Raw genomic sequence first — 13,180 nt, 5'->3', positions numbered from 1 at the left:
CAGAACCGACGCCGAGTCGGCGCGTTATAACGCGCCGACTCGGCGTCGGTTCTGGTCAGAACGAGCCGACTCGGCGGGTCAGTTGACCTTGCGATCGCGGTCGCCCCAGTAGGGCTCGCGGAGCTTGAACTTCTGCAGCTTCCCGGTGGCCGTACGGGCGAGCGAGTCGCGGAACTCGACGACCGTCGGCGCCTTGTAGCCGGCGGCCCGTTCCTTGGACCAGGCGATCAGCTCCTCCTGGGTCGCCTCGGTCCCGGGGGCGAGGACGACGAGGGCGAGGATGGTCTCGCCCCACTTCTCGCTCGGGATGCCGATCACGGCGACCTCGGCGACCGAGGGGTGCAGGAAGAGGACGTCCTCGACCTCTGCAGACGAGACATTTTCGCCACCGGTGATGATGACGTCCTTGATGCGGTCGGAGATGGTGAGGTAGCCGTCGTCACCGAGGCTGCCGCCGTCGCCGGTGTGGAACCAGCCCTCGGCCAGGGCCTTCTCGGTCTCCTCCGGCTTCTCCCAGTAGCCCTCGAGCACGACGTTGGACCGGGCCAGGACCTCCTTGTCGGGCGAGATGTCGAGGCTCACCCCGATCGCGGGCGCGCCCGCGCGGGTCAGCTTCGCGGCACGCTCCATCGGGTCGAGGTCGTCCCACTCGGCGCGGGTGCGGTTGATGGTCAGCAGCGGCGAGGTCTCGGTGAGGCCGTAGATCTGGATGAACTCCCAGCCCAGCTCCTCCTGGACGCGCACGACCGTCTTCGTCGGCGGCGGCGCACCGGCCATGATGATCCGCACCTTGTCCCGTCCCGGGATCTCGCCCTCGGTGGCCTGCCACTGCGGAAGCGCATCGAGCACGGCCGCGGCCACCGCGGGGGCGGCGCACATGTAGGTGACCCCCTGGTCGCGTACGCGGCGCAGGATCTCCATCCCGTCGACCTTGCGCAGCACCACGTGCTTGATGCCGAGGCCGGTCGCCGCGAACGGCATCCCCCAGCCGTTGGCGTGGAACATCGGCAGCGTGTGCAGGTAGACGTCGCGGTCGTTGCAGCCCGCGTGCAGCGCGAAGGTCAGCGCGTTGGTCCAGATGTTGCGGTGGGTGATCTGCACACCCTTGGGCCGGGCGGTGGTGCCCGAGGTGTAGTTGATCGCCGCGGTCGCGTTCTCGTCCGGCGTCCACGGCTTCGGCTCGACGCCGTCGGCGGCGTAGAGGTTGGCGTCGTCGCCGAGCACGAAACGGTGCTTCGCGGTGACGTCCTTCAGTGCCTCGTCGACCTCCGGGTCGACCCAGAGCACCGAGGCGCCGGACTGCTCCACGATGTAGGAGACCTCGTCGGGACGGAGGCGGAAGTTCACGGGCACCAGGACGCGGCCGTAGCCGGAGACGCCGTAGAACGCGGTCAGCAGTCGCGCCGAGTTGTGGGACACGATCGCGACCCGCTCCCCCACGCCGATGCCGAGCTCGTCGAGCCTCGCCGCCATCCGCTTCGCGAGCGACTTCATCTCGGCGTACGTCACCTCCCCCAAGGAGGCTGCCGGCTGGTCAGGCTCGTCGACGATGCCCACACGCTCGCCGTAGACGGATGCGGCGCGGTCGATGAAGTCGTTGACGCTGAACGGGACGAACACGGGCTACCTCCAGGTGCATGCGGTGACCTGCATCACTGTATCCATGAGAGGTCTCTCATGGACCCCCACATCGGACAGGTGGTCAGGCACTATCAAAGGGTCATGTCGCGCACCCTGAAACTCGTCCTGCCGCTGGTCGTCCTGGTGGCGGTCGCCGTCTACCTGGCCGGCTCCTTCGCGGGAGCCTCCGAGAACGACCCGCCGCCCCGCGAGCCCGTCGTGCTGCCCTCGCAGTCGACCTCGCCGTCCTCACCGAGCACCGGATCGTCCCCGAGCGCGGATCCTTCGGGTGTCCCGGTCGTCACTCCTGGTCCCGTCGACGATGATGACGACGACGATGATGACGACCGCGACGACCGACATGACGACGACTGACCCCCGCCGCCGGGGGCTGTCCGTACGCGCCCGGATCACCGCCTCGGTCGCTCTCCTGGTCACCCTCGCCCTGGCCGGCGCCGGTCTCATCGTCTACGCCGTCGAGCTCGGCCGGGTCGACGCCGCGACCACGCGCGAGATGGAGCAGGAGCTCGACGAGTTCTCCAGGTTGCGCACCGAGGGCATCGACCCCGAGACCAGGGCGCCGTACGACGTGGAGGGCCTGCTGCGGACGTTCCTGAGCCGCAACGTGCCCGACGACGACGAGCTCCTCGTCGCCTGGGTCGACGGCAGGCCGCGCGCGCACTTCCCCGAGGACCCGCTGGTCGAATCGCCACGGTTCCGCAGCGCCGTACGCGACGTGGTCCGCGACGGCGGGACGACCTATCTCGACACCGCGGACGGCGAGGTACGCATCACCAGCCAGCCGGTGCGGCAGGACAACGCCCAGGGCACCACCGAGGGCGCCCTCCTGGTGGTCTCCTACCTCGACGAGGACCGTGCCGAGCTGCGCAGCACCATGCGGACGTACACGATCGTGGCCGGCCTCCTCGCCCTGATCGTGACCCTGGTCGCGGCCTGGCAGTCCGGGCGGCTGCTGGCGCCGCTGACCCGCCTGCGGAACGCCACCGGCGCGGTCAGCGCGACCGACCTCTCCGCCCGGCTGCCCGAGTCGGGCAACGACGACATCTCCGCGCTGACCAGGAACTTCAACGGCATGCTGGACCGCCTGGAGCAGGCGTTCACCGACCAGCGCCAGTTCCTCGACGACGCCGGTCACGAGCTGCGTACGCCGCTGACGATCATCGGCGGCCACCTCGAGCTCCTCGACGAGTCCGACCCGGCCGAGGTCGAGCAGACCCGGCGGCTGGCGCTCGACGAGGTCGACCGGATGAGCCGTCTGGTCGGCGACCTGATCCTGCTGGCCAAGCACGACCGGCCCGACTTCCTCACCCTGGAGGAGGTCGACGTCGACACCCTCACCGAGGACATCCTGGCCAAGGCCAGCGCGCTCGCCGACCGCGACTGGCACCTCGACGAGGCCACCCCCGGCACCTGGCGCCTGGACCCGCAGCGGGTCACCCAGGCGATGCTGCAGCTGTGCGACAACGCCGCCGGCCACACCGCACCCGGCGACCGGATCGCGGTCGGCTCGGCGACCGTCGACGGCACCCTGCGGCTGTGGGTGCGCGACACCGGACCGGGTGTGCCCGCCGCGGACCGGGACCGGATCTTCGAGCGGTTCGCGCGCGGCACGGAGACCGGTTCGGGCGACCGCCCGGGGCTCGGGCTCGGCCTCGCCATCGTCTCGGCGATCGCCACCGCCCACGGCGGCACCGTCGGCGTCGAGGACGCGACGCCTCCCGGCGCCCGCTTCACGATCACCCTGCCCGCACGCACCGAAGGAGAGGCATGGCCCGCATCCTGATCGTCGAGGACGAGGACCGCATCGCGGCCTTCCTCGCCAAGGGCCTGAGCGCCGACGGCCACCAGGTCAGCACCGTCTCCGACGGGCTGGAGGGACTCGAGGAGGCGCTGAGCGGTGCCTTCGACCTGATGGTGCTCGACATCGGTCTGCCGACGATCGACGGCTTCGAGGTGCTCGACCAGCTGCGCGCCCAGGGCTCCCGGATGCCGGTGGTCGTGCTGACCGCCCGCGACTCGGTGCAGGACACCGTCTCCGCGCTCGAGGGCGGCGCTGACGACTACCTCGCCAAGCCGTTCCGCTTCGCCGAGCTGCGGGCTCGGATCAACGTACGCCTGCGGCAGCAGGACAGCACCGCCGCGGAGGTGGGCGAGCTCCGCTCGGGCTCGGTGGCGCTGGACCTGCGTACGCGGCGGCTGCGTGTCGACGGGCGGGAGAGCGACCTCTCCGCCCGCGAGTTCGCGCTGGCCGAGGTGCTGCTGCGGCACCCGGGGCAGGTGCTCTCCCGCGCGCAGCTGCTCGACCTGGCCTGGGGCATGGACTTCGACCCGGGCTCCAACGTCGTCGACGTCTACGTCGGCTACCTGCGCAAGAAGCTGGGCTCGGCCCGGGTCGAGACCGTCCGCGGCATGGGCTACCGCTTCCAGTCCTGACCCGGACCCGGGGGAATCAGTCCAGAGGATCAGCCGAGTCGCAGGCCGCCCAGCGAGGCGCGCGGAAGTCGCTCGAGCGCGGGCGAGACGGTCTCGGCGATCTCCGCCGGGGCCGGCCGGTCACCGGCGGCCGGGGCGAGGCACGCCTCGATCACCTTGACGACCTCGGGCGGCGTACGTCGGGGGAGGTCGCCGGCCCCGGAGACGAGCTGCGGGTAGCGCTCGGCGCGGTCCGCGGCCGACGGGTCGCCGTGGGGGAACGGCCGCTCGCCGGTGACGGCGTGGAAGAGGGTCGCGCCCAGGGCCCACACGTCGCTGGCGGGACCGACTTCGCCCCGCTCGCCGGGCAGACACTGCTCGGGCGCCATGTAGGCGTCGGTGCCGATCTCGTGCCGCAGCGCGGCCGCCGCCTCGGTGGGCCGGGCGACCGAGAGGTCGATCAGCCGGGCCGGTGAGCCCATGATCAGGTTGCTCGGCTTGAGGTCGAGGTGCACCCAGCCGGAGCGACGCAGGTAGTGCAGCGCCGAGGCGAGGTCGAGCACCAGCGGCAGGTACTGCTGCTCCGGAAGGCGCCCGTGGCGGCGGATCAGCGTCGAGAGCCGGGGGCCCTCGACGTGCTCCATCACGACGTACGGGCGCTCGCCGTCGAGGTCCTCCCGAAGGCCGCGGACGAGGACCGGATGACGCAGCTGCGTCAGTGCGTCGGTCTCGCGCCGCAGCGCGTTGCGGCTGGTCTCGCTGTCGATCAGGTTCGGTCGCAGGACCTTGGCGACGACCGGCCCGTAGGTGATCTCGTCGAAGGCCAGGAAGGCCTCGTACGACGAGCCGCCCCCGAGCAGCCGCATCGCGGTCAGCTCGGGGGTGATCGCGTCACCCTGGACCAGGCCCCAGGTGTCGGTCATCTTCGACTCAGCCCTGGGTCCGGTCGTTGGTGTTGTCGCGGGTGTTGTCCCGCGTGTTGTCCCGCGTGTTGTCCTTGGTGTTGTTGTCCGAGGTCTGGTCGTCGCGGGTGTTCTTGGTGTTGTCGCGGGTGTTGTCGCGGGTGTTGTCCTTGGTCGCCCGGGTCACGCCGGTGCCGTTGGTCGCGGTGTCGTTGCCGGCGGCGTCGCGGGTGACGTCGTCGGCGTCGTTGTCGTCATCGTCGTCGACGGTGGTCACCTGGGTGTTGGACTTCTCCTCACGCTTGGCGTAGTCGTCACCATCGACAGCGGCAGCGCTCTGGTAGGTGAACACACCGGCCGCGACCACGCCGACCAGGCCGGTCCCGAGGATCATCGGAAGCTTCTTCATCATTCGTCCCTTCAGGTTCTGCCCCGGGTGTTCCCGGCGCCATGGAAGAACCATCTCCACCCGCGGTGAGGTGATCGTGAGATGACCATGAGAGCTCTCTCATCCGCGAGCCGGTTCGGGTCCTGGGGCCGGTGGTGGTAGGAACGTCCCGTGCAAAGCAGCGAGCGGCGCGAGATCGCGCTCAAGGTCGGCGTGCTGCTGGTGGTCGGAGTGCTGATCTCGGTGGCCGGCTACGGCTACTCGCGCTCACGCTTCCGCGAGTACGCCACCGAACAGTCCGAGACGGCCGCCAGCCGGTTCGCGCGGACCACGACCTGGACCACGGTCGAGGCGAAGCCGGATCTGGTGGCGCAGTGGGCGCGGGCCTGTCCCTCGGTCCAGACCCCGCCGACCGAGAAGACTGCTGACGCGCGCGGCCACCTGGAGAAGGTACGTATCACCTCCACCGACCTCACCGAGACCGGCGCCACGGTGGAGCTGACCCCCGACGGCGGTCAGTCCGTGTTCACCCTCGTCGTCACCCGCTCCGGCGAGGGCAAGGACGAGGAGTGGCACGTCACCGAGGTGACCTGCGAAGCCGGTTGAGCCGGACCGTGTGACAGCCCCTGCCGGTGGGTACCACTCCGGTATGGACACCGCTGGATTCACCAACCTGTTGACCCGTCCGGGGCCGTACGCCACCGTGCTGGCCGATGTCAGCCAGGACTCGGAGAACGCGGCCCACGCCAAGGGGCTGCGGGTGCGAGCCGCCTGCGAGGAGCTCTCCGCCCAGGGCGCTCCCCCGGGAGTCGTCGCGCAGGTCTCCGACCGGCTGGAGACGAACGTACGCCAGCCGGCCCCGCTCGCGCGGGTCGTCGTGGCGACGCCCGAGGGGATCGCCTACGACGCGGTCGCCGTCGCCGAGGTCCCGAACCCGGTCGCGACCTGGGACGCGCTGCCCGACCTCGGCTCCTGGATCGCCGCGCGCGAGACCTCGATGCCGTTCGTGCTGGTCCTGGCCGACCACACCGGTGGCGACATCTCGCTGTGGGACTCGGGACTGCCACAGCCCACGAGCACGACCACCGTGGCGGGCGACGAGCTCGAGCACGTCCACAAGATCCACGACAACGTCGGGTGGGCGGCCTTCCGCATGCAGCAGACCACCGACAACGTCTGGCGTCACAACGCCGACAAGGTGGCCGAGGAGGTGACCAGGCTGGTCCGCGAACACGGCCATGAGCTCGTGCTCGTCGGCGGCGACCCGACCACGGTGGGCAGGCTGCGCCAGCGCCTCGCCGGCCTCCCTGCCGAGGTGGTCGAGCTGGCAAGCGGGCAACGCGCCGCGGACGGCGGCGACCAGGCCCGAGACGACGCGATCCGCAGTGCGCTGCTGGACCGGGTCGTACGCCATCGCACGACGCTGGTCGGACGGCTCGAGGAGGCCTGGGGCAGGGGCGAACGCGCGGCCACCGGCGTACGCGACGTCGCCGATGCGTTCGTCACCGGCCGCGTCGAGACCCTGCTGATCGACCCCGAAGCACTCATCGGCCGCATGCTCGACCCGGCGGATCATCCCGGCCTCGCCTTCGGTGAGGCTCCGGTCTCCGGTCCGGTCGAGGCCGACGAGGCACTCATCGCCGCCGCGGTCCTCACCGACGCGGAGGTGTGCGTGCTGCCCGCCAGCCTGCTCGGCGACGCCCCGGTCGCCGCGCTGCTGCGCTGGGCCTGACCCGGCTCAGCGGCGCCAGGCCCGGATCTTGTCGGGATCGGGGTCGGGTGACTCCGTGGCCGCCCAGACCTTGCGCCACTCGGCGATCTCCTCACCGGCCGGGTCGGGGGTGCGCTCCTCGGCGGCGCGGCGGATCGAGGAGTACCAGTCGGTGGCGTCCTCATCCAGCAGCCTCGCCACCGCCGTCCGGATCCGGGGCGCGAACTCACGCATCGACTCGCCCGCTGCCGGGCGCAGCGGCTCCCCGAAGCGTACGGTCAGCTGGCGGCGGCCCCCGGACCTGTCCTTGCCCGGCCAGTTCACCCCGCGCGGCATCGCCGCGTAGGTGCCGCGGTGGGCGATCGGGACCACGGGAACGCCGTACTCGACGGCCAGGTAGGCAGCGCCGGACCGGAACCGGCCGACGGTGCCGTCCTTGGACCGGGTGCCTTCAGGGAAGACGACCAGCGACCAGCCGTCGGCGAGCACCTCACCGGGTGCGTTCGCGAGCGCGCCCCCGCGACGGTCGATCGGCAGCGTGTTGAAGACCAGCGAGGAGCCCACCGCCCGCCACCAGGTGTCGAAGAAATAGTCGGCGGCGGCCGCCACCGCCGTACGCCGCCGCCACTGGTCAGGAAGGCTCAGCAGGATCAGCGGGGTGTCCAGGTGGGAGGCGTGGTTGGCCACGAAGATCACCGGCCCGTCGAGCTTCTCGAGCACGTCCAGCCCCTCGACCTGGGTCTTCACCTGCGACCGGAAGACCGCCTCCAGCCCGGCCTGGGCGACCTCCCTGACCGCCCGCGCCGGCGGCTTGCGCGACCACTCGTTGTCGAAGACCGTCGTCGTCGCCGGCGGCACGAACGGCTCCGCCGACCGCGGCACCTGCGCCCGGTGTCCCCACCGCCAGCCCCGCTTCATGAGCCGTACGTCGCGGGCTGTCTCTTTCCAGAAGCTCATCGGACGTCCGCCAGCAGGTGCGGAGGATTGCGCAGGTAGGTGATCGACGGCGACGGGCCGACCGTCGAGGAAGCCATCTCCAGCGCATCCCGCAAGGTGGTCGCCGACCGGAACCCCATCCGTGCCGCGGCCTTGGGGTTGCCGCCGACCCAGATCACGTCGCCGAGGTGGTCGAGGGCGTGCGCGATCCAGTACCACATGTAGAACGGGTGGACGCCGTGGTAGGCGTTCGAGGTGCGGTAGAGGTGGACGTACCAGGGGTCGGTGGCGAACTGCTCCTCGAACTTCGGCCCGATCAGCGCCGGGTCGTTGGTGTCGGCCAGCACCTCCTCGTAGAAGTCGACGTAGGAGGGGTGGGTGAGGGTGTTGAAGCCCTCGTCGAGCGGGTGGTAGAGGATCGCGACGCCGCCCTCACGCACGACCGGCTGCCGCAGGTAGGAGTTGAAGTAGTAGCCCAGCCCCATGCAGGCGGCCAGGATCGGGTTCATGGTCGAGTTGACGTTGTAGGGGCCGAGATAGGGCACCCCCATCACCATCACGTCGGACTGGCCCTCGACCTTGACCCTCTGCTGCTGGTGGACCCGCTGCACGGTGAGCTCGTGGACCGGCTCGACGGCCCCGGCGGTGATCCCGGTCAGCCCGTAGTTGGAGCGCAGGTCGTGGAACATCTTGTGGCGCATCTTCTGCGGCGCGACCGCCAGCCCTCTGCGCAGGCCGAGCACGGTGGCCTGGTCGCGCAACGACCACTCCCACTCACGCTTGAGCAGCGTGTCGTACGGCTTCCCGAACACCTCGTTGTCGAGCGTCGTCTCGATCTGGAAGACCTTGACGTGCTCGCCGATCAGCCGGCCCATCCGCCAGGCCGAGGAGTGCATCTCGGAGTGCTTGTGGTCCATGAAGCTGCGCGAGTGCACCATGGTCTTGGCGTTGTGGTGGTGCTTGATCGACTTGTAGGAGGCCAGCCCGATGCCGACCGACTTGTGGCCGCCGTCCATCGCGACGAGGTTGACGTTGACGTAGATCAGCAGGTCGGAGGTGGCCGCCCGCTTGTTGATCTCGACGTCCTCGCCCTTGTCGGTGACGCCCATGTGCTCGAGGTTGGTGCGGTCCTCGGCGTCGTGGTTGTAGAGCAGCCCCTGCGGCGCGAAGGACCGGTAGACCCGCTCCCCCACGATGTGCTTCATCTCCGCGTCGGTCATCCGGCGGTGCAGGGCCAGCGCGGCGATGATCTCGACATCGTCGACGCCCTTCTCGGCCGCGACCGTGAGCACCTGCTCGATGATCCGGCCCCGGATGTCGGGCGCCTTCATGGTCGGCAGCGGCAGCGAGAGGTCGTCGAAGGCGATCGTGAGCCGCATCCCCGGGAACATCAGCTCCCGCAGCGGCTCGGAGTCGACCGGGTTCTCCAGCGCCTCCCGGATCGCCCCGTCCACGTCCGGCACCGTCGGCAGCGACTCGGGCGGGTAGACCACCCGCGTGCCCTGCGGGAACTCCTCGAGCCGGAACCCGAGCCCCTCGTGGACGAGCAGGGGCGGCGTACGGTCGTCGACCTCCAGCACGAAACCTGGCCGTGTCATCGATGACTCTCCTTCTTCAAGACGGCAGTGCTCAATTCGTTCGGCGTGGGTCGAACGCCACCTTGACGGTGCCGAGCCGACCGGCTGAGTGGGCATGGTCGAGGGCCTCGCGCCAGCGGTGGAGCGGGTAGGGCGCGACGGTCTTCGCGAGGCGGCACATGGCGTCATGACCGACCAGGTCCAGCGCGGTGGCGAAGTCGCCGGAGCCACGCGAGGAGGCGTACGTCCCGACCACCTCGAGCTCCCGGAACCAGGCCGCGGACAGATCGGCGGAGGCGGGCATCCCGGAGAGCACCACGCGTCCACCCGCGCGGGTGGCGTGCAGGCAGGTCTGCAGCGACTCCTTGGAGCCGACCGCGTCGATGGTCACGTCGACCCCGCCGAGGAGGTAGGGCGCCGACAGCATCTCCGGCTCGAGCATGAACGCGCTGGTCGCGCGCCTGATCCTGCGCAGCGTCTCCGACGGCGCCACGACCTCGGTGGCGCCGAACTCCAGCGCCAGCTCACGCTGATGGGCGTGTTTGGCGACGACCAGGATCTCGCCGGCGTCGGTGAGCTCGCGCAGGGCCAGGGTGGCCAGCAGACCCACCGCACCGGCCCCCGAGACGAGCACCCGGTCACCTGGCTTGACCGCGGCTCTTCGTGCGGTGTGCACTGCGCAGGCGACCGGCTCGGCGAGCAGCGCCTGCTCGTCGGAGTAGCCCTCCGGCACCACGTGGAGCTGTGAGCGGTGCACCGAGAGCTGCTGGGACCAGCCGCCGCCGGTGTCGTGGCAGAACCCGGTCTGCAGCCCGGAGGAGATGTCGCCGACGGTGATCCGGGAGCACCGGTTGGTCTCGCCCCGGACACACGCCTCGCACGCCTCCAGCCCGCGCGCGGCACAGGTCAGGACCGGGTCGACGACCACGCGGGTCCCGGCCGCCAGGTCGCCGCAGGGGTCGAGCAGCTCGCCCACGATCTCGTGGCCGGGCACGAACGGCAGGCTCACCAGCGGCTGGAAGTAGAGGCTCGTCCGCCCCGAGAGCATCCCCAGGTCGGACCCGCAGATCCCGGCCAGCGACACCTTCAGCCGTGCCCACCCCTCGTGCTCGACCTTCGGCGGGTCCAGCGTCACCATCCGCAGCGGCGCCGCCGCGCCGGTCAGCAGCAGCGGCAGCCGTCCCCCGGCGACCTTCCCCAACGCCGTCTTAGCGACGCTGCGGTACATCTCGAGCGCAAGCATTCAGCCCCTCCTCATCGGTGCAGCCCGGCCGGGTCGAGCGTGCGGCTCGCGTGGCCCGGCGACTCCCAGTCGACGATCGTCCAGTGCGACTTCTTGGCGTGCCGGAACAGAGGTACGTCGGGACGGACGGCGATCGGGTGCCCGACCGCCGCGAGCAGCGGGAGGTCGGAGTGGGAGTCGGCGTAGGCGAAGCAGTCGGAGGGCGAGATGCCCTCGCGGCGTGACCACTCGCGGACGAACGCGCCGCGCGACTCCCCGACCAGCGGCGACGAGGCCAGGTGACCGGTGCAGAACCCGCGGTCGTCGACGGCCAGGTCGGCCGCCTCGATGTGGTCGAACAGCGGCATCAGCGGCCGGGTCAGCGGCCGGATCGCGCCCGTGACCAGCACCGTCACGTGCCCCGCGGCCCGGTGCTCCCGGATCCGCCGGACCGCGTCCGGGGCGAGCCGCCCGAGGATGTGCGTGGTCAGGTGCTCGTCGACGATCTGGTCGAGCTCGGAGAGCCGGGAGCCGGCGTACTCCCTGTAGACCGTACGCAGCAGCGCGCCGCGCTCGGTCCGGTCCGCCCACACGTAACCGGGCACCTTGCTCGCCATCCGGGCGATCTCGGCCGCCTTCCGGGTGCCGGAGAGCTCACCGAGCCGCAGCCACAGGTAGGTCTCGATCACGTTGGAGGACATCAGGGTGCCGTCGAGGTCGAAGAAGGCCGCGACCCGCCCGTCCTTGAGCTGCGGCAGCCGCCCGGGGACGGGCCTCTTCCGCAGCTTGCGCAGCTCGTCGAGATCACGGACCGGCTTGGTCACCGACGGCACGTGGATGTCGTAGAGGTATTCGTGCCAGTCGATCACGCCGGTGTCGAAGGCGAAGGTCTCCTGGTCGGCCGGCGACAGCGATCGGTAGAGCGAGAGCGTGTTGGTGTCGACGAAACGGAGGTCGGCCTGGGCGTACTCCTTGTAGAGGTCCAGGTAGCGACGGAGAAACTGCAGCCGCCGGCCCTGCCGGTCGAGGTCGCGCGCCCATCCGCGGGTGCGGTCGCTGCGCGGGGCCAGCCCGAGCAGCCTGTCGGCGATCTTGTGCACCCGCTCCCCGGTCACCATCATCCGCTCGACCGAGGCCCCGCCCGGGAACGTCCACTCCGGCAGCCGGGCCGCACCGCGGTCACCGGCCGCGAACGGCTCCTTGGAGAAGTAGGCCCGCACGGTCTCGTAGAGCATCCCGAACGTCACCGGGTTGCGGTCGCCGGAGGCGAGATGGAAGTAGGCCGGGTCGCCATGCTCCGGCGGGTGCGCCAGGCACGCCACGATCGAGGCGACGACGTGGTCGACCGGCACGATGTCGACCGGGGTGTCCGCAGCGGCAGGGAAGAGCGGCAGCTCGCCGCGGCCGTAGGCCAGGATCAGCGGCTCGGCCATCTTGAAGCCCTCGATCCAGCCCGGATGAGGGCGGGAGATGGCCGACTCGATGATCGCCGGACGGTAGATCGTGGCCCGGTTCCCGGCCGCGGCGTGGGCTTCGACGACCCGCTCCCCCAGCGCCTTGGTGAAGGTGTAGGCGTCGGTCCAGCCCAGCGACCGCGCGCGCTCGGTGCCGAGGCGGACGAGCTCGTCCTTCACCCACTTCTTCCGCGCCTCCTCGGCGGCCGCCGCGGCCGTCATCAGGCCGGCACGACCGTGCTCACGCTCGGCCTGCTTGCGCAGGTTCGAGATCACCTCGACGCTGCGCGAGCGCTCCTCGACGGCCGCGCGCCGCGCCAGCCCCCAGGCGAGCTCGGCGTCCACGTCGACGTCATGGTCCACCGGTCCCTCGGGGATGTGTCCCCTTCGCCGCCCGGAGACGTACGCGGTCGAGACGTGCAGGTAGTGGATGTCCCGCCCCGTCTCCGCGACCCGCCTGAGCAGCTCGCGCACGCCGACGACGTTGGTGACGAACCCTTCGTCGACCGGCGGGTCGAAGGAGACGTCGCCCGCCGAGTGCACCACCGCGTCGAGATCCTCCGGCAGCGCCGGCGGGTCGGAGAGATCGCCCTCGACGACGTTCACCTCCGCGTCCGAGACGGCCTCGAAGATCGGCTTGGTCAGCATCTTCGCGATCCTGTCCGCCCCCGACGTCGACCCCTTGGGCCGGACCAGCACGCTGAGACGTACGTCCGGCACCTCGGTCAGCATCAGGTGCAGCAGCGCCTCGCCGACGAACCCGGTCACTCCAGTGAGCAGCACATGCTGCCCCGCGAGCCGTTCTCTGATGTCAGAGGTCACGCTCGCGATTCTGCCCAATGCGGCCAAGCCCGCGTGGGATATCTGTTCAAATCAGCACCCAACCTTCCGCCGGTCTCGATACGTGTAAGCCATCGGACGACCGATCTGGAGACCG

Annotated in this window: 12 protein-coding genes; 5 read left to right on the top strand and 7 right to left on the bottom strand. The window is 70.6% G+C overall.

Translation table 11 applies throughout. From position 1 onward, the window contains the following. Window positions 1–78: 78 nt before the first annotated feature. Window positions 79–1,620 (bottom strand): AMP-binding protein, encoded by a 1,542-nt coding sequence (locus ACFV9G_RS16830; RefSeq protein WP_378728636.1) that lies wholly within the window; start codon window positions 1,618–1,620, stop codon window positions 79–81. A 102-nt stretch (window positions 1,621–1,722) separates the two neighbouring features. On the opposite strand from ACFV9G_RS16830, the gene ACFV9G_RS16825 reads away from it, so the two are divergent. From ACFV9G_RS16825 to ACFV9G_RS16815, 3 genes are read left to right on the top strand one after another with little or no spacing between them, the layout of a single operon-like run. Then, window positions 1,723–1,995, top strand: a complete 273-nt coding sequence (locus tag ACFV9G_RS16825; protein WP_378728635.1) for a hypothetical protein — start codon at window positions 1,723–1,725, stop codon at window positions 1,993–1,995. Next, the gene (locus tag ACFV9G_RS16820; RefSeq protein WP_378728634.1) at window positions 1,982–3,424 is read left to right on the top strand and encodes a sensor histidine kinase; all 1,443 of its coding nucleotides are present in this window, start codon (window positions 1,982–1,984) and stop codon (window positions 3,422–3,424) included. The genes ACFV9G_RS16825 and ACFV9G_RS16820 overlap by 14 nt, the downstream gene beginning before the upstream one ends. After that, on the top strand, window positions 3,409–4,074 hold the full coding sequence (locus ACFV9G_RS16815; protein WP_378728633.1) for a response regulator transcription factor: 666 nt from the start codon (window positions 3,409–3,411) through the stop codon (window positions 4,072–4,074). The genes ACFV9G_RS16820 and ACFV9G_RS16815 overlap by 16 nt, the downstream gene beginning before the upstream one ends. 29 nt (window positions 4,075–4,103) lie before the next feature. On the opposite strand, the gene ACFV9G_RS16810 is transcribed toward ACFV9G_RS16815, so the two are convergent. Continuing rightward, window positions 4,104–4,976 carry a serine/threonine-protein kinase gene (locus tag ACFV9G_RS16810; RefSeq protein WP_378728632.1) on the bottom strand — a complete coding sequence of 291 codons (873 nt, stop codon included), beginning with the start codon at window positions 4,974–4,976 and terminating at the stop codon, window positions 4,104–4,106. Window positions 4,977–4,983: 7 nt separating this feature from the next. Next, window positions 4,984–5,364, bottom strand: coding sequence for a hypothetical protein (locus ACFV9G_RS16805; protein WP_378728631.1), 381 nt, complete (start codon window positions 5,362–5,364; stop codon window positions 4,984–4,986). Between the two features lie 150 nt (window positions 5,365–5,514). Here ACFV9G_RS16805 and ACFV9G_RS16800 point away from each other — a divergent pair, with 150 nt between their 5' ends. Further along, window positions 5,515–5,949 (top strand): hypothetical protein, encoded by a 435-nt coding sequence (locus tag ACFV9G_RS16800; RefSeq protein WP_378728630.1) that lies wholly within the window; start codon window positions 5,515–5,517, stop codon window positions 5,947–5,949. A gap of 43 nt (window positions 5,950–5,992) precedes the next feature. Next, window positions 5,993–7,075 carry a Vms1/Ankzf1 family peptidyl-tRNA hydrolase gene (locus ACFV9G_RS16795; protein ID WP_378728629.1) on the top strand — a complete coding sequence of 361 codons (1,083 nt, stop codon included), beginning with the start codon at window positions 5,993–5,995 and terminating at the stop codon, window positions 7,073–7,075. A gap of 6 nt (window positions 7,076–7,081) precedes the next feature. Here the strand turns inward: ACFV9G_RS16795 and ACFV9G_RS16790 are convergent, their stop codons facing one another. Genes ACFV9G_RS16790 through ACFV9G_RS16775 form a run of 4 tightly spaced genes read right to left on the bottom strand, consistent with a single transcriptional unit; the run spans window position 7,082 to window position 13,065 of the window. Then, complete coding sequence (locus tag ACFV9G_RS16790; protein WP_378728628.1) at window positions 7,082–8,011, bottom strand: lysophospholipid acyltransferase family protein; 930 nt, start codon at window positions 8,009–8,011, stop codon at window positions 7,082–7,084. After that, window positions 8,008–9,588: a lactate racemase domain-containing protein gene (locus tag ACFV9G_RS16785; RefSeq protein ID WP_378728627.1), complete on the bottom strand. Its 1,581-nt coding sequence runs from the start codon at window positions 9,586–9,588 to the stop codon at window positions 8,008–8,010. Before ACFV9G_RS16785 ends, ACFV9G_RS16790 begins: the two co-directional genes overlap by 4 nt. Before the next feature lie 31 nt (window positions 9,589–9,619). Next, a complete protein-coding gene (locus ACFV9G_RS16780) occupies window positions 9,620–10,810 on the bottom strand; it encodes a zinc-binding dehydrogenase (protein ID WP_378728626.1) in 1,191 nt (396 codons plus the stop codon). 11 nt (window positions 10,811–10,821) lie between these two features. Beyond that, window positions 10,822–13,065 carry an HAD-IB family phosphatase gene (locus tag ACFV9G_RS16775; RefSeq protein WP_378728625.1) on the bottom strand — a complete coding sequence of 748 codons (2,244 nt, stop codon included), beginning with the start codon at window positions 13,063–13,065 and terminating at the stop codon, window positions 10,822–10,824. Window positions 13,066–13,180: the final 115 nt, after the last annotated feature.

The organism is Nocardioides sp. NPDC059952 (assembly GCF_042730435.1).
In the GTDB taxonomy this organism is placed as follows: Bacteria; Actinomycetota; Actinomycetes; order Propionibacteriales; family Nocardioidaceae; genus Nocardioides.
This window is presented reverse-complemented; position numbering and strand designations above follow the sequence as displayed.